The organism is Yersinia massiliensis CCUG 53443 (assembly GCF_000312485.1).
Lineage (GTDB): Bacteria > Pseudomonadota > Gammaproteobacteria > Enterobacterales > Enterobacteriaceae > Yersinia > Yersinia massiliensis.
Genome location: NZ_HE997643.1, coordinates 1,209,913 through 1,229,490, shown reverse-complemented (window position 1 = coordinate 1,229,490; position 19,578 = coordinate 1,209,913). Strand labels below are relative to the sequence as shown.

The window sequence follows — 19,578 nt, the reverse complement described above, 5'->3', positions numbered from 1 at the left end:
CCATTCTTTGATAAATGACATAGGATAAAGCTAAATTTACAACAAAAAATAATAAGTCAGACATGAAAGATACGACAGTCTTATTGATTGACTCTTTATCTCTCTCCTGCCGCAGGTTATTGGCAACATTAATAATTAAGTTTAGCCCATAAACAAATGGGTAAATAGGGATTTTGACGCTGGCTCGTGACAGCAATCGATCTATTTATCGCTGAATGAGAAGGGAGAATTAATCATATTTTTGAAAATAAGATGAATGCCATTACCCAACAAAACAACAGTCAGATAATGGCAATATTGGTCGATATTATGACGGGCTATCCATTGAACCGAAACGGCCATTGTTAAAATCTGCAATAGCTTCATTTATTTGCTGTTGCGAGTTCATGACAAATGGCCCGTAGCCGATAATCGGCTCATCAATGGGCTCACCACTGAGGATCAACAGTAGGGCATCATTATTGGCTTCAATGGTGACGTTGCTGCCCGCCGCATCCAGCAGCACCATCTCAGCATCACGCGCAATCGCATCGCCATTCACTAATACACTGCCCCGAAGCACGATTAACGCGGTATTCCAACCAACGGGCAGAGAAAACTCAGCCACTTTCCCCGGATTCAACCGGATATCCCAAACGTTAAGGGGAGAGAACGTATGGGCTGGTCCCCGTGCATTAGCGTAATCACCTGCGATCACCCGCAGGCTACCTGCATCGTCTGGTAACGCAACCTGCGGAATACTTTCACTGCGAATTGCCTGATAACCAGGAGCGGCCATTTTATCCTTTGCCGGCAAGTTGACCCACAACTGCACCATTTCAAAGGCCCCACCTCGTTGGGCAAAAGTATCAGCATGAAATTCTTCATGCAAAATACCGCCGCCTGCGGTCATCCATTGCACATCACCAGGGCCGATAACACCGCCTTTACCGGTTGAATCGCGGTGCTCAACTTCACCATGATAAACGATGGTGACGGTTTCAAAGCCACGATGTGGATGCTGCCCAACCCCTCGACGGTGTGTTGTTGGGGTAAAGTCTGTGGGCCCTGCATAGTCTAAAAGCAAGAACGGACTGAGCTGTTTGCCGTGGCTTTGATATGAAAACAGTGAACGCACCGGGAAACCATCACCGACCCAATGTTGGCGAGGTGCGCGATAAATACCTTGGACTTTTTTCATCTTAATCTCCTCACATCGTCGTTTTTGTCCCAGATAGCGTTGATGACAGCGTAATGCGATATCGCCATCTTGCTGTAAAACCCGCCTGCGACAAGTTGGATAAAGTATATATTTAGGATAATTTAGGCGCTAGATAACAAAATTAATCATCAGTGTCCTATTATTGGAACAGTTGAGAGATGATGACAGCGAGGCAAACATGCAAGATCTCAATGATCTTTACTACTACGCTGAAGTGGTGGAGCACGGCGGTTTCAGTGCCGCAGCACGGGTATTGGGCTTGCCAAAATCAAAGTTAAGTCGGCGGTTGGCGTTGCTAGAGGAACGGTTAGGTGTACGGTTAATCCAACGTTCAACACGGCGCTTTGCAGTCACAGATGTTGGCCGTACCTATTACGAACATTGCAAAGCGATGTTGGAAGAGGCGCGCGCGGCTCAGGAGTCGATTGATTTAACGCGGGCTGAACCACGCGGCGTGGTGCGCATTACTTGCCCTGTCGCGTTGTTGCAGACCACGGTCAGTAGCATGTTGGCCGATTTTATGGCCAGTTGCCCCTTGGTCACTATTCATCTCGAATCAACGAATCGGCAGGTCGATCCGGTGGCAGAAGCCATTGATATCGCTATCCGTGTTCGGCCACCGCCATTGCAAGACAGCGACTTAGTACTGAAAATCTTGGGTAATCGTTGCCAATGTTTAGTTGCCAGCCCTGAATTGATTGCACGGCAAGGTGAAGTCAATATGCCCGCTGATTTGAGCGGTTGGCCGAGTCTTGGTTTAGGGCAACCTCAGCAAGAGTTTATTTGGCGTTTAGATGGGCCAGACGGTGCACACGCGGCTGTATATCATCAGCCTAGATTGGTGACGGCTGATATGACCACATTACGCAGTGCGGCGCAACGTGGCGTTGGAGCGGTACAACTTCCCGTCATGATGGTGGCAGAACAACTGACGCAAGGGTCATTAATTCGGCTACTGCCAACGTGGTCACTGCGTCATGAGATAATTCACGCGGTCTTTCCTTCACGACGAGGCCTGCTTCCCTCCGTGCGTAGTGTGCTGGATTATTTGGCGTTGCGGTTTAGCCAACTCGATGACAGGTAGTGGGGGGGCTGATCCGCTACCTGTGGCAAATATTGTCTGCGGCCAATACCGGCTTAATGTTTGTGGCGGTGATGTGAGTCGGGAAAATGCGGATGAGTATGTGTCATTGGATGATGTTGATGACGATGCTTATGGGGTACTCCCATATCGATGGGGCCATTGTGAGTATGATGATGATGTTCATCATGGCTATGTAAGTGCTCGTGTTCTAACTCATCGTGGATGTGTGGATGTTCATGCCGTTCAGTCAGATGCAACCAAATCCCTATCGCCATCAGTAGGCCAGCCAAGATCAATGGCATCGTGACAGTGTCACCTATTATAACCGCTAATACAGCACCCAAGAATGGCGCAATAGAGAAATAAGCGCCAGTGCGCGCAGTGCCAAGATGGCGTAAGCCAATCACAAACAACGCTAAACTGACACCATAGGCAAAGAACCCAACCAATAACGCACCGGCCAAATTAAGTAATGGCGGTAAGGTTGCGCCGAGTACGAAAGCAAGGCTGAGATTGACGATACCCGCCACCAGTCCTTTGACACTGGCAATCCAAGTTGCATCTGTTAACGACACTTTTCGGGTCAGATTATTGTCAATACCCCATGCGAAACAGGCACCTAAGATAGCCAACGTCGGCCACAAACCCGCAAAATGTGCCTCGCCGGGCCAACTGAGAATGGCGGCACCCGCTACAATCACGATCATGCCTAGCGCAATACGGCGATCAAAATTCTCTTTAAAGGCGAACCACGCTAGCAGCGCGGTAAAAACCCCCTCGGCGTTGAGCAATAATGAAGCCCCTGATGCAGGCATTCCGGTCAGGCCTATCATCAGCAACACGGGGGCAATAACGCCACCAGACGTAATTGCGCCGATAAACCACAATAATTCGTTTCGCGGTAGGCTAACAGAAGGTGAGCGGATGACCAGTCGATAGAGTGCCAGACCCGCGCCTGAGCCAAAGTACAGCAAACCGGCAAGTAGCCACGGGCTAACAGTATTGAGTAATAGTTTTGCTAGCGGGGTTCCAGCACCAAATAACAGCGCAGCAGTCAGTGCTGCCAATACGCCAGGTTGCCGCAGTCCATCATGCCATTTCATGGAATAACTCTAAAAATAACGAGGAGTGATAATTTTAGCTCAAGAAAAAGCCGGAAAACCACTCCTGCATTAGAGATTTCTCAGTAGGAGGATTTTCCGGCAATTTAATATCAATTATCAACAGTTTGTCGATGGAACAATTCGCGGAACACGGGATAAATGTCTTCAGGTTCACGAATGTGCTGCATGGCAAAATTCTCAAAATTGGCCTGTAAATCTTCATATTCACGCCACAACGTTTGATGCGCGCGGCGGGTAATTTCAATGTAACTGTAGTAACGCACCATCGGCAGGAGCTTTTTCGCCAGCAACTCATGACACAGCGGTGAGTCGTCAGCCCAGTTATCGCCATCAGAGGCTTGGGCTGCATAGATATTCCACTGTGCGGGGTCATAACGCTCCTGCACGACTTCATCCATCAATTTTAGTGCGCTGGAGACGATAGTGCCGCCAGTTTCTTGCGAATAGAAGAACTCTTGCTCATCCACTTCTTTGGCTTGGGTATGGTGGCGGATATACACTACATCCACATTTTTATAGGTCCGGCTTAGGAACAGGTAAAGCAAGATATAAAAACGTTTTGCCATATCTTTTGTGGCTTGATCCATCGATCCTGATACGTCCATCAAACAGAACATCACCGCTTGGCTGGACGGTTCGGGCCGGCGCTCATAGTTTTTATAGCGCAAATCAAACGTATCAATAAATGGGACACGGGCGATTTTTTGCTTTAACTCAGCAATGGCTTTACGTACGCGCTCTTCTTCCAGCAGTTGTGCTGGTTCCGAGTTTTCCAACACACTGAGGGTTTCTTCCAACTCGCGTAACTCACGGCGTTTACTGGCTGTCATGGCAGTACGCCGAGCCAGTGAGTTTTGCAGCGATCGCACCACGCTGATATTGGCAGGTACCCCATTAGAGGTGTAACCCGCACGATGGGTTTTAAATTCGGTCAACTGCTTGTACTGATTTTTCTTCAGGTTGGGCAGGGCGAGATCTTCAAACAGCAAGTCGAGATACTCATCTTTGGAAATCTGAAAGACGAATTCATCCTCACCTTCACCGTCCTGACCCGCATTCCCTTGACCACTACCGCTGCCGCCACCGCCGCCTTGAGGGCGCTCGACCCGATCATTGGTGACAAAATGGTCATTGCCGGGATGCACCCGATGGCGTAATCCCCCTCGGCCCTGATGAAACATTGGCTCATTGATATCATCAATAGGTATCGAGACCGACTCTCCGCTCTCAATATCAGTAACGGATCTTTTATTGATGGCATCGGAAATAGACTGTTTAATTTGCGACTTATAGCGGCGTAAAAAGCGTTGGCGATTGACCATGCTTTTGTTTTTGCCGTTAAGTCGTCTGTCAATGAAGTAGCCCATATGTCCCCCAAACGACTTTGCCACCATCCCCTGCATCTTTCGCGCTGTTGCTGTGTTGGCTGCCTTTACTCACCCTAGTCACTTAGCGGACTAAGCTCCTAGGGCCTCGTTCAGTTGCCGCCTTGCTACAACACGAAAGCTTTGGGGCTATCCCCTGTATTTATCGCGCTGTTGCTGTGTTGGCTGCCTTTACTCACCCTAGTCACTTAGCGGACTAAGCTCCTAGGGCTGCCTTCACTCACTCCAGCCACTTAACTGTCTAAGTGGCTGGGGCTTTATTCTGCGTCCACAACACGAAAGTTTTTGGGGCTATACCTGATACCGAAATATATCGGTATCAGGGTTATGATGATTTTCTTACCCGCAGATACCATTCACACAGCAAGCGAACTTGCTTACGGGTATAACCTTTTTCCATCATCCGATCGACAAAGTCATCATGTTTCTTCTGCTCATCCGTCGAGGTCTTAGCATTAAAGGAAATCACTGGCAGCAATTCTTCCGTGTTCGAGAACATTTTCTTCTCGATCACTGTGCGCAGCTTCTCGTAACTGGTCCAGTTTGGATTACGGCCATTGTTATTCGCTCTGGCGCGCAACACAAAATTGACTATTTCATTACGGAAATCTTTCGGGTTGCTGATACCCGCAGGTTTTTCAATTTTCTCCAATTCCGCATTCAGCGACTCACGGTCGAATAACTGCCCAGTATCTGGGTCGCGGTACTCCTGATCCTGAATCCAGAAATCGGCATAGATAACATAACGGTCAAAAATGTTCTGTCCATACTCGGAGTACGACTCCAGATAAGCGGTCTGAATCTCTTTACCGATAAATTCGGCGTATTTCGGGATCAGATAACCTTTCAGGTGTTCGAGGTATTTCTCCGCAACATCTTGCTGGAATTGCTCACGCTCAATCTGTTGTTCCAACACATAGAACAGGTGTACAGGGTTGGCAGCAACTTCAGCATGGTCAAAGTTAAACACTCTCGACAGGATTTTAAAGGCAAAGCGAGTCGAAAGACCGTTCATCCCTTCATCCACGCCAGCGTAGTCCCGATATTCCTGATAAGACTTAGCTTTCGGGTCCGTATCTTTCAGACTTTCCCCGTCATACACCCGCATTTTGGAGTAAATACTGGAGTTTTCCGGTTCCTTCATTCGAGACAGAATCGAGAAACGAGCCAGTGTTTCTAACGTGCCAGGCGCGCAAGGGGCATGGGTCAACTCACTGTGATTTAACAGCTTATCGTAGATCTTGATCTCTTCCGATACACGTAGGCAATAAGGCACCTTGACGATATAAACACGGTCAAGGAACGCTTCGTTGTTTTTGTTATTACGGAAGGTGACCCATTCTGATTCATTCGAGTGAGCAAGAATAATGCCACTAAATGGCAGGGCGGATATCCCCTCAGTCCCGTTATAGTTGCCTTCCTGTGTTGCGGTTAGCAGCGGGTGCAGCACCTTAATTGGCGCTTTAAACATCTCGACGAATTCCATAATCCCTTGGTTTGCACGGCATAAAGCACCGGAATAGCCATAGGCATCAGGGTCGTTTTGGGCATGATTTTCCAACTTACGGATATCCACCTTACCGACTAACGCAGAGATATCCTGATTGTTTTCATCACCGGGTTCTGTTTTTGCAATCGCAATCTGTTCAAGAATCGAAGGCCAGACTTTGATGACTTTGAACTTAGTGATGTCTCCACCAAATTCATGCAGGCGCTTGGCGGCCCATGGTGACATGATCGTGCCAAGATAACGGCTAGGAATGCTGTATTCCTTGGCCAGAATCGATGCATCCTCTTGCGGGTTGAACAAACACAGTGGGTGGTCATTGACCGGGCTGCGCTCACCATTGGCACTTAATATGTAGATAGGGACTCGTTGCATCAGCGCTTTCAGACGTTCAGCTAGTGAGGATTTACCCCCACCAACCGGGCCCAGCAGATACAGAATTTGTTTCTTCTCTTCCAACCCTTGAGCGGCGTGTTTGAGATAAGACACGATCTGTTCTATGGCTTCTTCCATACCATAAAACTCTTCAAAAGCAGGGTAACGCGCGATGACACGGTTAGAAAACAGCCGAGACATGCGGGACTCAAGTGCGGTATCGACCATGACTGGTTCACCGATAGCCATTAGCAAACGCTCAGCCGCATTGGCATAAGCACTGCGATCTTGCTGGCAGATGGTGAGGAACTCCTGCAGTGTGAACTCTTCGTCCTTGGCCGCCTCATAGCGTTGGCGATAGTGATCAAATATGTTCATAGCGATGCCCGTCCTGTTTGAATGGTTGGGAACTAAAAATAGTAGTAGCGCTTTATTGGGTTAAAATTTTGAAACTACTACCTTATTGTTATGGTCGCGTCTCCTCTAAAGGTCAAGTAACCCTTGACTAACAATTTTCCACCCTAAGAACAATAAATAACCATTAATCGGTAACTAAAGCTATTTTTTATTTAGTTTCTAGTTTTTTATATAATATTCACCGTGGTTATCTATTTGAATATCTCGTTATTTTATTGTAATCAAATCTACGTAAATTTTTAGGTTATGATTCTGTCTATTACTGGTGATAAGTTGCAAAAACAATAGGGATATCAGGCTAACCTGTGTAAAGATTTCGCTACTAGCAACCGATTGATTTACACTAAGTTAACTATTTATTTTGTTATCAATGGGATTTCATCTGTGAAAAAGAACGATACAAAAATGAAGCAAATAAAAACACTAGCGGCATTGGCTGTAGCAACAGCTGTCTGCATGCCGACCGCAATGGCAGGAACTTGGTCTCTGGGGGCCTCTGCATTAGTCAGCCCAGATCCCTATCGTGGAAAGAATGACCGCGTCTATCCAGTCCCAATCGTCTCTTATGAGAGTGATAATTTCTACTTCCGCACTTTGGCTGCAGGTTATTACCTCTGGAAAGACGACAGTAACCGCTTATCAATCGATGCTTATTATTTACCGCTGCACTTTACGCCAGGTGACAGTGATGACTACCAGATGAAGCAGCTAGATAAGCGTCGCAGCACCATGATGGCAGGGATGTCATATTCTCATATTGAGGATTGGGGGACGTTGCGAGCGATGTTCTCAGGCGATGTGCTTGATAACAGCGGTGGCTTTATCGGTGATCTTGCTTATCTTTATCGCTATAACGTCGATAGCTGGACATTGACGCCGGGTGTCGGTGTTAGTTGGAACAGCGGCGATCAAAATAGCTATTATTATGGTGTAAGCCGCGAGGAGTCAGCACGCAGTGGATTAGCCCAATATAACCCAAGCGACAGTTGGGCGCCGTATGTTGAGTTAACCGCGAACTATAACATCAATCCAAATTGGAACGCGTTCTTCACTGGTCGTTATATTCGTTTAGCGAGTGATGTGAAAAATAGCCCGATGGTTGATGCGTCATATACCGGCATATTGTGGACGGGTGTGACCTATACTTTCCGCTAATGTAGCGTGCATTATTTTTCGCATGCTATTTCAGCAATAAAAAATGGGGCGTAAAAGCCCCATTTTTGTGTCCATCGCGGATGCTGCTATCAGGCGTTTTTGCGGCTACGAATCGTCATCGCTAAACGGGCAGGCGAATCAGGTGTCGCGACCAACGGTTTATTCACACGCGCTGTTTCTACACAAACCATCGTTTTATAGCCATCATTGGGCATGTCCACCATGCTACTGGCCAGTTCAGCACCTGGATTCCAAGCGACAACATCACTTTGGTGGTGATGATGTACTTCAATCGTGCGTTTCAGCGCAGCATCTTTAATCAGGCTATAGGCTTCAGGCTGCGTATAGATTCGGTCAGTTTGACCATCAAAGACTAAATCGCCTTGCTGTTTTGCATCAGTAATTTTCAGCACTTTATCGAGATATGTCTCACCCAGTCCGCTGATCTTAATCTGATTGATATCACCAATCTGGAAGTAAGTATGCAGTGCAGCAACGGCTTGATAATCACCGTGTGATTCCAACTCCATTTCGCATTCTTCACCCAATTTAAAGCGTGCGATTAATGTGAATGGATGAGGCCAGAACTTGCGTGAAGCATCACTGTCTTCCAAGGTAAAGGTCAGAATCACCCCATTTTCATTCTCATCGTGGGCGCTAAGTGTCCAAGGAAGAAGACGCGCAAAACCGTGTGACGGTTGTGCAGATGGACCAAACCAAGGCCAACAAATGGGTACACCACCACGAATAGCGACACCGTCTTTAAATGGCGTGTTGTTGCTAAGCCAAATAATCGGTTGTTCACCGCTAGGTTGGTAAGCTAATAAGTGTGCACCTTGCAAACTTACAGCAGCACGCACCTTCGGATGGGATACCACCACGATAGGTAAATCATCCAATTGACGTTGGCTGATGTAGGGTGAAATTTGTTCAACAACTGGAAGGGTGAATACTTTCTCGTTCATTCGTTTAGCCTTATGGGAAGGGGAGCTTGAGATCAATTGAACTTCAGTTATTCGATAATATCACAGGCGTTAAGACTTGCAGCAAACGCAGCGGATAGTTGTGGTGAATCATTGATATTGCGCAATTTATTCCTGTTGCGGTTGAAGCTACAGGCCTGCTTAATCTCACCGTTAATGACAGTTTTGGTTGGGGAGTAGGCGATTGAGGGCCAATAAAAAAGCCACCCGAAGGTGGCTTTTGGCAGAACTCGACATCAATCCATTATTTGGAGATGTGGGAGATCAGATCCAGAACTTTGTTTGAGTAGCCAGTTTCGTTATCGTACCAAGAAACCAGTTTCACGAAGTTGTCGTTCAGTGCGATACCTGCTTTAGCGTCGAAGACTGAAGTCAGTTTTTCGCCGTTGAAGTCGGTAGAAACAACGTCATCTTCGGTGTAACCCAGAACGCCTTTCAGCTCGCCTTCTGAAGCTGCTTTGATTGCAGCACAAATTTCTTTGTAAGAAGCTGGTTTTTCCAGACGTGCAGTCAGGTCAACAACAGAAACGTTAGGGGTAGGAACGCGGAACGCCATACCAGTCAGTTTGCCGTTCAGTTCTGGGATAACTTTACCTACAGCTTTAGCTGCGCCAGTAGATGAAGGGATGATGTTCTGGGATGCGCCGCGGCCGCCGCGCCAGTCTTTGTGAGACGGGCCATCAACAGTTTTCTGAGTTGCGGTAGTCGCATGCACAGTGGTCATCAGTGCTTCAACGATACCGAATTTGTCGTTGATAACTTTAGCCAGTGGAGCCAAGCAGTTAGTGGTGCAAGAAGCGTTAGAAACGATTTCTTGGCCAGCATAGGCTTTGTGGTTAACGCCCATAACAAACATAGGGGTGTCGTCTTTAGAAGGACCAGTCAGAACAACTTTCTTCGCGCCAGCAGCGATGTGCTTACGTGCAGTTTCGTCGGTCAGGAACAGGCCAGTTGCTTCAGCAACTACGTCAACGTTAACTTCGTTCCACTTCAGGTTAGCCGGATCTCTCTCTGCGGTAACACGGATGGTTTTACCGTTAACAACCAGATGGCCGTCTTTTACTTCGACAGTACCGTTGAAACGACCGTGTGTTGAGTCGTATTTCAGCATGTATGCCATGTAGTCAGCATCCAACAGATCGTTGATTGCAACGATTTCGATGTCAGAACGTTCCTGAGCAGCACGGAAAACAATGCGACCGATACGGCCAAAACCGTTGATACCTACTTTGATAGTCATATATTCCACCAGCTATTTGTTAGTGAATAAAAGGTTGGTTGTAAAATTACAAAAACCTTACCGAGCGTCAAGCGGAATCGTGTCAATTATTGCTACAAATCAAACCAAGCAGGGTAGATTGAACATTAATCACGCGTTTCCAGATACGATTAGCCTCTTTTTTATATTGGGGCGAATTATTCAGTTTAAAGTGAGAACGCGTAATATTTGAGATTTTTATCACAATTATTCCGTCTGCACTTCGATGGCATACAGTTTAGGACAATTTTAAATGCTTTGTTGTTAATTTTTTGTTATTATTAGACGTTGTTTTCGTTGACTTTATTCCCTGCCAGAGAATCGCACAAATGGCTAAAGAACTGAACCCTACAGAAAATATTGAGAAACTGTCTGACATTCAACGGCATGTCACCCAACAACATGGGACTGAAGCTCCCTTCAGCGGCAAATTGCTGCACAACAAGCGTGAGGGTGTCTATCAATGCTTATGTTGCCATCAACCCCTTTTTATCTCTGAATCAAAATTTGATTCAGGTTGTGGTTGGCCGAGTTTCTACCAACCTATTGATGTGGAATCTATTCGCTATATTGATGATTATTCACATAATATGCATCGAGTTGAGATTCGCTGCGGCAACTGTGATGCACACTTGGGGCATGTTTTCCCAGATGGCCCGCAGCCTACAGGTGAGCGCTATTGTGTTAATTCTGCCTCGCTGAATTTTGTTGATGATCAAAATGGTGAACAAACGGCCGGCTAAGCAAGTGTCGATGCAACATTTTGATACATGAAAAATCGATTCAGCTTGTTATTCATTTCGCTAAGGATGCTCTGATGGAGCTTGAAGACCTGATTTCAGTGATGAACCCTGAAATATACCAACGTTTAGTGCAGGCAGTTGAACTGGGTAAATGGCCGGATGGTGTGGCGCTGACACCAGAGCAAAAAGAGAATAGCCTGCAAATGGTGATGTTGTGGCAGGCGCGCCACAACAAGGATGCTCAACATATGAGTATTGGCACTGATGGCCAAATAGTGATGAAAACCAAGCAAGAGCTGAAGCAGCAATTCAGCCAGCCGACATTGGTGAAATTAAAGCCAGAGTAGGATAGTTACAGCGAATTAATATTACAGTGTGAACAACGGAGCCAATTGGCTCCGTTAAAGTTTATATCGAATCGGGAGTTATTTTTGGTTCGTGTTAACGCGGTCCAACAATTGCGCCAAAGTCAGTAATTCTGCGCCTGCATCACGCATGGCATCAAATGCTTGCTGGCTATCCTGCGGTTGTATATTTACACCACGGCAGCCGTCGACGATGACAGTGGTTTGATACCCAAGCGCTAATGCGTCCAACACGCTGTATTTCACGCAGTAATCCGTCGCCAGTCCCATTATAAGCAGGTGGTTGATGTCTTGTTGTTTCAGCCAATCATCAAGCGGTGTTTTAGCCCGCCGATCGTTGTCAAAGAAAGCACTGTAGCTATCAATCTCGGGATTTTGTCCTTTGCGAAAGGTCGCCACGATCGCCTCATGTTGTAACTGCGGATGCCATGCCGACCCATGAGTATCTTGTACACAATGCACTGGCCACCATACTTGCGCCAAACCATTTAAGTCTCCAATAGTCCATGGCTCTGCATTTGAGTTAACCGCAAAGCTGCGATGTTCTGCAGGGTGCCAATCTTGACTGGCGATAACGTGTATCTTGAGATTGATGCAGGCATTGATGGCGTGATTCGCAACAGCAATGACGCTATCACCTTCCGATACTGGCAGCGCGCCGCCGGGGCAAAAATCATTTTGTAAATCAACTAAGAGTAGCGCCGTGTTCATTGATGCTCCGCAGGATCAGTGAATATTCGTTAACTCGCCGCGTAGGTTTTGTTGCATTAACCGGCGGATGTCTTCAGGGGCTAGCGATTGGCTCAACAAATAATGCAGCTTTGTCAGTGCGGCTTCAACCGTCATATCAAAGCCGCTGATTACGCCAGCATGCGCTAAGGCATTGCCGGTTGCATAACCTTCCATATTGACGCTGCCAGAAATACATTGCGTAAGATTTATCACCACGATACCGCGCTCGCTGGCATTTTTTAGCTCATCCAATAATTCTGCTTTTTGCGGGGCATTCCCCACGCCATAAGACCGCAAAATCAAAGCTTTTACCGGTTGGAGTAAAAAGTTACGCACAACTGCACCGGATATACCAGGGTAGATAGTGACTACGCCGATGGGTTGCGGTGTGATGTTATGAACGGTGAGGGGGCCGTTATTTACCGGTGACTCAACGGATGCAATGCGACGAATGTGGATACCCGCTTCGAGCAAGACAGATAGATTCGGTGAGGCAAAGGCATCGAAGCCATCAGCATGGGCTTTAGTGGTGCGATTACCCCGAAATAGTTTGTTGTTAAAGAACAAGCTGACTTCATTGACGGGATGATTAGCGGCGAGATAAAGGGCATTGAGCAAGTTGGTTTGGCCGTCGGAACGCAGTTCTGCTAAGGGAATTTGTGAACCGGTAACAATCACTGGTTTGGACAAATTCTCGAGCATGAAGGAGAGGGCTGAGGCGGTAAAAGCCATGGTATCGGTACCATGCAAAATGACAAATCCATCGTACAAGTCGTAATTCTGTTGGATGTCATTAGCGATATGCTGCCAGTCTTCAGGCGTCATATCTGAAGAATCAATCAATGGTGCATATTCGTGGATAGTGAAATCTGGCATTTCAGGCCGATGGAACTCTGGCATCAGGGCAAGCTGGCGTTGCAAATGGCCGGACACAGGAATGTATCCATTTTCCGAACGTTGCATGCCAATAGTACCGCCTGTATAGGCGACATAAATAGATTTTTTCTGCATGAGCACTGGGACCTGAAAAACGCTGAATGATATAGATGAATTATAGGGAGACTGGAGAGGAAAAAAAGCCCGGCATAGGCCGGGCGGAGTCGTTTGCTGTTTTTACTAGCAAATATCACGAAGGTACTAGCGAACATCACCACAAGTTAGACACAACGCATAACGGTTCTGCGGGTCATTCAGCGTATTAAGCAAGTTAGGTTGGTCTTTAACCATCTGTGCTACCGCTGAAATCGGTGCGGGTAACCATGCCTGAATGGCTGCTGGCAACATCGCCTGCACTGAAGCACTCATTTGACCGAAAATCAAATCAGCCAGACTAGGTTCATCCACAAACCAATTCAATTGCCACGTCTTCAGTTGGGCTAATTCTGCCACTTTCTTCACAGCATCATCAAAATCACCCAATTGATCGACTAAGCCGTTATTTTTCGCATCTAATCCAATCCACACGTGACCTTGAGCGATTTGATCCACCTGTTCTGGTGTTTTGTGGCGAGAAGTTGCAACCAAATCAATAAAGGTCTTATAGCCATTTTCGATATTAATTTGCATCATCTGAGAGAACTCAGGCGGCAAGTTTTTAGTTATCGCAATATCAGCTAAAGGTGAAGTGGCCACGCCGTCCGTGTGTACGCCAATACTTTCGAGTGAATTTTGGAAAGTGTTAATCACCCCGAAAATACCAATCGACCCGGTTAAGGTACTCGGGCTGGCAACAATATAGTTAGCTGGTGTGGAGATCCAATAACCTCCAGATGCAGCCATACCGCCCATTGACACCACTAATGGCTTATTTGCGGCTCGTAATGCAGAGAGTTCAGAACGAATCAACTCAGAAGCACTCACACTGCCACCTGGGCTGTTAACGCGCAAGATAACGGCTTTGATTTTCGGGTCTAAACGTGCCTGACGAATTTGCGCTGCTAAAGTTTCGCCGCCGACATTTCCCGGTGTCTGCGGGCCGTCAATAATGGCACCATTTGCGAAGATAACGGCTATCTGCTCACTCTGTTGTGGTGGTGGCGTTGGCTGATAGTCATAAATACTGACGAAGTTAAAGTCGTTGTTCTTTTTATCCCAACCAAAGGTCTGGACCAAAAAAGTGTCCATATCGGGACGTGAAGCTAGCTGATCGACCAGCTTATTATCCAACGCATATTTCGCGGGTGAGCCACCTGCAGCTTGCAATCCACTGATAACGCCTGCTGCGCCAGGGAACAGTTGCTCCGGCGTTAGCTGCCTATTGGCGGCCACAGCGGTAAGATAATTATCCCATAGCCCACCAATCCAACGGCTATCAGCTTCACGTGCGGCCGGTGACATATCATCGCGAATCATAGGTTCAACGGCAGATTTATAGGTTCCTACGCGGAAGATATTGGTGGTGACTTTCAGTTTTTCGAGCAACGACTTGTAATAGAGGTTATTGCTCGCAAAACCATGCAAGTCGACAGCACCTTGTGGTGACAGATAGATTTTATTAGCGAAGCTAGCTAAATAGTATTGGGTCTGATTGTAACTATCACCAACCGCATATATGGGCTTGCCGCTGTCACGGAATTCTCGCAGTGCTTTGCCGATATACTGCAACGAAGGCTGGTCAGCGCCGGTGAAATCGCTCAGAGACAGCACCATGCCATTAATATTATTATCGGTTTTAGCAAGACGAATGGTTTCGACGACATCAAACAGGGAGTTTTCTTGTAACCGATTACTGGATGCCCCCAATAATTCACGTCCTAATTGACGCAGCTTATTGTTGACGGCAGGTTGATCAACGACCACACCACTCAAATTAACTAATAATGCACCTTTTACCGGTTCTACCGGCTTAGATTGAAACTGTAAATAAACACCTACACCGATCAAAATGAGCAGTATAAGGAAAAGATTAAGGATAAATTCTCTGACAAAATTCAATAGCCGCCAGGTCCACTTGAAAAAACCAGAAAAGATTCGCCACAAAGTGTGCATGTTATCTCCAACAAAACCGCGCAAGTATGGCTATCCTAATGACCTGAAGTATAAAAGTCAGCTTTAAATCGCAGAGTAACCTCGCTATTTGGCCAACACTGGTAACAAAACGACAACTTATGTTACCGTGCTGAAAATAAAAATTGTTATCAGGAGAAAGTGATGGATGCGTTGGAATTGCTACTTAACCGTCGTTCGGCGTCCCGTCTGACGACTCCCGCCCCGACGGGGGAGGTATTGGACCATATCATTCACGCGGGTATGCGCGCGCCAGATCACGGTACATTGCAGCCGTGGCGCTTTGTATTAATCGAAAACGACGGTTTAGAACGTTTCAGTCAATTACTACAAAAAGCAGTTCAACACGATGGTGCAGACGAGGCAGTGTTAGAGAAGGCAAAGCAGGCACCTTTTCGGGCACCTTTAATTATCACTGTCATTGCCCATGTCACCGAGAATCCCAAAGTTCCTAACTGGGAACAGGTCGTTTCTGCTGGCTGTGCGGTTCAAGCAATGCAGATGGCTGCCTTGGCGCAGGGATACAATGGGATTTGGCGCACGGGATCTTGGACTCACCATCCGGTAGTTCGTCAAGGTTTTGCTTGTCGTGATCAAGATGAAATTGTTGGGTTCCTCTACTTGGGTACACCACAACTAAAATCTGCAACGAAAGTCACGCCACCGGATTACTCAACTTTTGTTCGTTATTTTTAAGAGCTATCAGTGCTATTTAGCTCGTTTATTAGCGCAGCTTCGATGACATGCTGCGTTATCGCCTGCTTTGTGACCAACCTATCTACCCGACAGCGGGTCCCTACTTACCAATCCACGCCTTAGGCGCTACCATAGACATCCTGGATACTTGCCCTATACGCAGCATTCCTGACTAAATAGTTTAACCTTGGGTTAAGCCACTGATTACTGACCACCAGACGGGAGAGTGTTATGACATCGCCAGCGATACGTCTTACTCAATACAGCCACGGAGCGGGCTGCGGTTGCAAAATTTCACCAAAAGTATTGGATAAAATTTTGCATTCTGAGCAACAGAAATTTATCGATCCCCGTCTGCTGGTGGGTAACGAAACACGTGACGATGCTGCGGTTTATGACATTGGTAGCGGTGTTGGCATTATTAGCACCACTGATTTTTTTATGCCGATCGTTGACGATCCTTTTGATTTCGGCCGTATAGCCGCCACCAATGCTATCAGTGATATTTATGCCATGGGGGGAAAACCTATTATGGCCATTGCGATCCTCGGCTGGCCGATAGATAAATTGGCACCGGAAATCGCACAACAGGTCATCGAAGGTGGAAGACATGTTTGTCAGCAGGCTGGGATTTCGTTAGCAGGCGGCCATTCCATTGATGCACCAGAACCGATTTTCGGTTTGGCGGTTACGGGCATTGTCAGTACAGAACAAGTGAAGAAAAACAGCGCCGCTAAGGCGGGTTGTAAGCTGTTTCTGACTAAACCGCTGGGTATTGGCATTCTGACCACAGCAGAAAAGAAAAGTAAATTGCGGCCAGAACATCAGGGAGTCGCGACTGAAACTATGTGCCAGTTGAATAAGTCTGGTGCTGACTTCGCTCACATCGCCGGTGTAACGGCAATGACGGATGTGACCGGTTTTGGTCTGCTGGGGCATTTAAGTGAAATCTGCCAAGGCTCCGGTGTTCAGGCAACGCTTCATTTCTCTGCGATCCCTCGTTTACCTGCCGTTGAAGAGTATATTGCTGAGGGCTGCGTACCGGGTGGCACAGAACGTAACTTTGACAGCTATGGCCATCTGATAGGTGAAATGACCGATCTCCAGAAAAAACTATTATGTGACCCGCAAACTTCCGGTGGCTTGCTATTAGCCGTATTGCCCGAAGCTGAAGACGAGGTACAAGCAGTCGCGGCGCAACATGGCTTGACGCTCAGTCCTATTGGTGAATTAAGCGCAGTTGATCATCATCGGGCGCTAATAGAGATTGCAGAATGATCTTTTCTTTGACGTATTTATGCGGTGAATGATGCGACTTTTTATTGCCGAAAAACCTAGCTTGGCACGAGCAATAGCAGATATTTTGCCAAAGCCGCATCGTCGAGGTGATGGATTCATTGCCTGTGGTAATGATCAAATGGTGACATGGTGTGTGGGTCACTTATTGGAGCAAGCTCAACCTGATGCCTACGATAGCCGCTATGCGCGCTGGTCACTGGCTGATTTACCGATCATTCCGGAAAAATGGCAACTTCAACCGCGTCCGTCTGTCAGCAAACAACTGAATGTGATCAAACAGTTATTGCTACAGGCTGATGAAGTCGTTCATGCCGGTGACCCCGATCGTGAAGGGCAGTTACTCGTCGATGAAGTCTTGGATTACCTCGATTTGATGGCTGAGAAACGACAAAATGTTCGCCGTTGTCTGATTAATGATTTAAACCCACAAGCTGTCGAACGTGCGGTCGAGCGATTACGCGATAATCGGGAATTTATCCCGTTATGCGTCTCTGCCTTAGCACGTGCTCGCGCAGACTGGCTCTACGGCATCAATATGACTCGGGCTTATACCATTCTTGGGCGAAATGCGGGTTATGACGGTGTGTTGTCCGTCGGTCGCGTGCAAACGCCGGTCTTGGGACTGGTGGTACGCCGCGATGAAGAAATTGAAGATTTTGTCTCCAAAGATTTTTTCGAAGTGAAAGCGCATATCGTCACACCCGCCGATGAGCGTTTTGTTGCGCAGTGGCAGCCGAGTGATTCCTGTGAATCCTATCAAGATGAAGAAGGGCGGTTACTGCATCGGCCCTTGGCAGAACATGTTGTCAACCGAATTACAGGCCAACCTGCGTTTGTCACATCCTATAATGATAAACGGGAATCAGAAATCGCACCCTTGCCATTCTCGTTATCGACATTACAGATTGAAGCTGCGAAAAGATTTGGGCTAAGTGCACAGCAAGTGCTGGATATTTGCCAGCGTTTGTACGAAACGCACAAATTGATTACCTATCCTCGTTCAGATTGCCGATACCTACCAGAAGAGCATTTTGCTGGGCGTCATTCGGTACTTAATGCAATTAGCATTCATCAATCAGATTTGTTGCCGCTTGAGGTGATGGATAGCGATCGCCGCAATCGTTGTTGGGACGATAAAAAAGTCGACGCTCACCACGCGATTATCCCGACAGCACGAGCGAGTCACGTGAACCTGACAATTGATGAGGGAAAAGTATACCGTTTAGTCGCGCAACAATATCTGATGCAGTTTTGTCCTGATGCGCAGTTTAGAAAGTGCGTCATTGAATTGGATATTGCTGGCGGGAAGTTTATCGCGAAAGCCCGTTTTCTGGCAGAAGCGGGGTGGCGTACTTTGCTAGGGAGCAAAGAGCGTGATGAAGAGAATGAAGGCGCACCTTTACCTGTCGTTGAAAAAGGCGCTGAGTTATTGTGTGAGCGTGGTGAAGTGGTTGAACGGCAAACACAGCCGCCAAGGCCATTCACAGATGCCAGCTTATTATCAGCGATGACAGGTATTGCTCGTTTTGTTCAGGATAAAGAGTTGAAAAAAGTGTTGCGCGCAACGGATGGGCTGGGCACTGAGGCGACGCGTGCAGGGATCATTGAGCTACTATTTAAGCGTACATTTTTATTTAAAAAAGGGCGTTATATCCATGCAAGTCCTGCCGGTAGAGCATTGATTCACGCTCTACCAGATATTGCAGCACGACCTGATATGACAGCGCATTGGGAGTCGACGCTCACACAAATTAGTGAAAAAAACTGTCGGTATCAGGATTTTATGCAACCGTTAGAGGCCACGTTGCAGGATTTAATTAGTCAGGCAAAACAAAATCAGAATCGCTCATCGCAGGTGTTTCGTGGGTTGCCAGCAGCGCCGTCAGGGGCGACAAAGAAACGAAAGAAATCACCGACCAAGGCTAAGGAGAATGAATCATGAGAACATGGGTACTGCTAGGTTGTATGGGTTTTGTCTCGCTGATGTCCAGTGCTGCAATGGCTAATCGTAACAATGTTGATGTTGTTGTCCCATTGCCACCTGAGGTTTGGAATAACTCCTCAAATCGCAACACCAACAATAATTCTTGTACCCGCTGCTGTGTTTATCAAAACCAGAATTATTCGGAAGGTGCGGTGTTACGAATTGAAGGTGAAGTTTTGCAGTGTGTGCGTGATTCCAGTGTGATCGGTACCAATCCATTGATATGGAAAAGATTAACTCGATAGCTTGATGGTGTGCTTACCC

At 47.0% G+C, this 19,578-nt stretch carries 17 protein-coding genes; 8 read left to right on the top strand and 9 right to left on the bottom strand.

The window, feature by feature from the left end:
* Positions 1 to 307: 307 nt before the first annotated feature.
* Complete coding sequence (locus BN68_RS05480) at positions 308 to 1,180, bottom strand: pirin family protein (protein ID WP_019210154.1); 873 nt, start codon at positions 1,178 to 1,180, stop codon at positions 308 to 310.
* Between the two features lie 199 nt (positions 1,181 to 1,379).
* Here BN68_RS05480 and BN68_RS05475 point away from each other — a divergent pair, with 199 nt between their 5' ends.
* Positions 1,380 to 2,285, top strand: coding sequence for a LysR family transcriptional regulator (locus BN68_RS05475; protein ID WP_019210153.1), 906 nt, complete (start codon positions 1,380 to 1,382; stop codon positions 2,283 to 2,285).
* Between the two features lie 53 nt (positions 2,286 to 2,338).
* Here BN68_RS05475 and BN68_RS05470 read toward each other — a convergent pair whose 3' ends face one another.
* From BN68_RS05470 to yeaG, 3 genes are all read right to left on the bottom strand, one after another.
* Positions 2,339 to 3,388, bottom strand: a complete 1,050-nt coding sequence (locus tag BN68_RS05470) for a DMT family transporter (protein WP_019210152.1) — start codon at positions 3,386 to 3,388, stop codon at positions 2,339 to 2,341.
* A 110-nt stretch (positions 3,389 to 3,498) separates the two neighbouring features.
* Complete coding sequence (locus BN68_RS05465) at positions 3,499 to 4,776, bottom strand: YeaH/YhbH family protein (RefSeq protein WP_042806406.1); 1,278 nt, start codon at positions 4,774 to 4,776, stop codon at positions 3,499 to 3,501.
* A 343-nt stretch (positions 4,777 to 5,119) separates the two neighbouring features.
* Positions 5,120 to 7,054, bottom strand: coding sequence for a protein kinase YeaG (yeaG, locus tag BN68_RS05460; protein WP_019210151.1), 1,935 nt, complete (start codon positions 7,052 to 7,054; stop codon positions 5,120 to 5,122).
* A 444-nt stretch (positions 7,055 to 7,498) separates the two neighbouring features.
* Here yeaG and BN68_RS05455 point away from each other — a divergent pair, with 444 nt between their 5' ends.
* The gene (locus BN68_RS05455; protein ID WP_264192471.1) at positions 7,499 to 8,248 is read left to right on the top strand and encodes a MipA/OmpV family protein; all 750 of its coding nucleotides are present in this window, start codon (positions 7,499 to 7,501) and stop codon (positions 8,246 to 8,248) included.
* Positions 8,249 to 8,337: 89 nt separating this feature from the next.
* Here the strand turns inward: BN68_RS05455 and BN68_RS05450 are convergent, their stop codons facing one another.
* On the bottom strand, positions 8,338 to 9,213 hold the full coding sequence (locus BN68_RS05450; RefSeq protein ID WP_019210149.1) for a D-hexose-6-phosphate mutarotase: 876 nt from the start codon (positions 9,211 to 9,213) through the stop codon (positions 8,338 to 8,340).
* Between the two features lie 262 nt (positions 9,214 to 9,475).
* Positions 9,476 to 10,471 carry a glyceraldehyde-3-phosphate dehydrogenase gene (gene gapA, locus BN68_RS05445; RefSeq protein ID WP_019210148.1) on the bottom strand — a complete coding sequence of 332 codons (996 nt, stop codon included), beginning with the start codon at positions 10,469 to 10,471 and terminating at the stop codon, positions 9,476 to 9,478.
* A 347-nt stretch (positions 10,472 to 10,818) separates the two neighbouring features.
* Here gapA and msrB point away from each other — a divergent pair, with 347 nt between their 5' ends.
* Both msrB and BN68_RS05435 read left to right on the top strand, forming a co-directional pair.
* Complete coding sequence (msrB, locus tag BN68_RS05440) at positions 10,819 to 11,232, top strand: peptide-methionine (R)-S-oxide reductase MsrB (RefSeq protein ID WP_019210147.1); 414 nt, start codon at positions 10,819 to 10,821, stop codon at positions 11,230 to 11,232.
* Positions 11,233 to 11,306: 74 nt separating this feature from the next.
* Positions 11,307 to 11,579 (top strand): YeaC family protein, encoded by a 273-nt coding sequence (locus BN68_RS05435; RefSeq protein ID WP_019210146.1) that lies wholly within the window; start codon positions 11,307 to 11,309, stop codon positions 11,577 to 11,579.
* 78 nt (positions 11,580 to 11,657) lie between these two features.
* On the opposite strand, the gene pncA is transcribed toward BN68_RS05435, so the two are convergent.
* The 3 genes from pncA to sppA form a co-directional block, all read right to left on the bottom strand.
* Positions 11,658 to 12,308, bottom strand: a complete 651-nt coding sequence (gene pncA / locus BN68_RS05430) for a bifunctional nicotinamidase/pyrazinamidase (protein ID WP_019210145.1) — start codon at positions 12,306 to 12,308, stop codon at positions 11,658 to 11,660.
* Between the two features lie 15 nt (positions 12,309 to 12,323).
* Positions 12,324 to 13,340: an asparaginase gene (gene ansA / locus BN68_RS05425; protein ID WP_019210144.1), complete on the bottom strand. Its 1,017-nt coding sequence runs from the start codon at positions 13,338 to 13,340 to the stop codon at positions 12,324 to 12,326.
* A gap of 126 nt (positions 13,341 to 13,466) precedes the next feature.
* Positions 13,467 to 15,317 carry a signal peptide peptidase SppA gene (gene sppA / locus BN68_RS05420; RefSeq protein ID WP_019210143.1) on the bottom strand — a complete coding sequence of 617 codons (1,851 nt, stop codon included), beginning with the start codon at positions 15,315 to 15,317 and terminating at the stop codon, positions 13,467 to 13,469.
* A gap of 162 nt (positions 15,318 to 15,479) precedes the next feature.
* On the opposite strand from sppA, the gene BN68_RS05415 reads away from it, so the two are divergent.
* The 4 genes from BN68_RS05415 (at position 15,480) to BN68_RS05400 (ending at position 19,559) form a co-directional block, all read left to right on the top strand.
* Positions 15,480 to 16,031 carry an NAD(P)H nitroreductase gene (locus BN68_RS05415; protein WP_019210142.1) on the top strand — a complete coding sequence of 184 codons (552 nt, stop codon included), beginning with the start codon at positions 15,480 to 15,482 and terminating at the stop codon, positions 16,029 to 16,031.
* A gap of 231 nt (positions 16,032 to 16,262) precedes the next feature.
* Positions 16,263 to 17,309, top strand: coding sequence for a selenide, water dikinase SelD (gene selD / locus BN68_RS05410; protein ID WP_019210141.1), 1,047 nt, complete (start codon positions 16,263 to 16,265; stop codon positions 17,307 to 17,309).
* A 31-nt stretch (positions 17,310 to 17,340) separates the two neighbouring features.
* Positions 17,341 to 19,272, top strand: coding sequence for a DNA topoisomerase III (locus BN68_RS05405; RefSeq protein ID WP_019210140.1), 1,932 nt, complete (start codon positions 17,341 to 17,343; stop codon positions 19,270 to 19,272).
* Positions 19,269 to 19,559, top strand: coding sequence for a DUF1496 domain-containing protein (locus BN68_RS05400; RefSeq protein ID WP_019210139.1), 291 nt, complete (start codon positions 19,269 to 19,271; stop codon positions 19,557 to 19,559). The genes BN68_RS05405 and BN68_RS05400 overlap by 4 nt, the downstream gene beginning before the upstream one ends.
* Positions 19,560 to 19,578 lie beyond the last annotated feature (19 nt).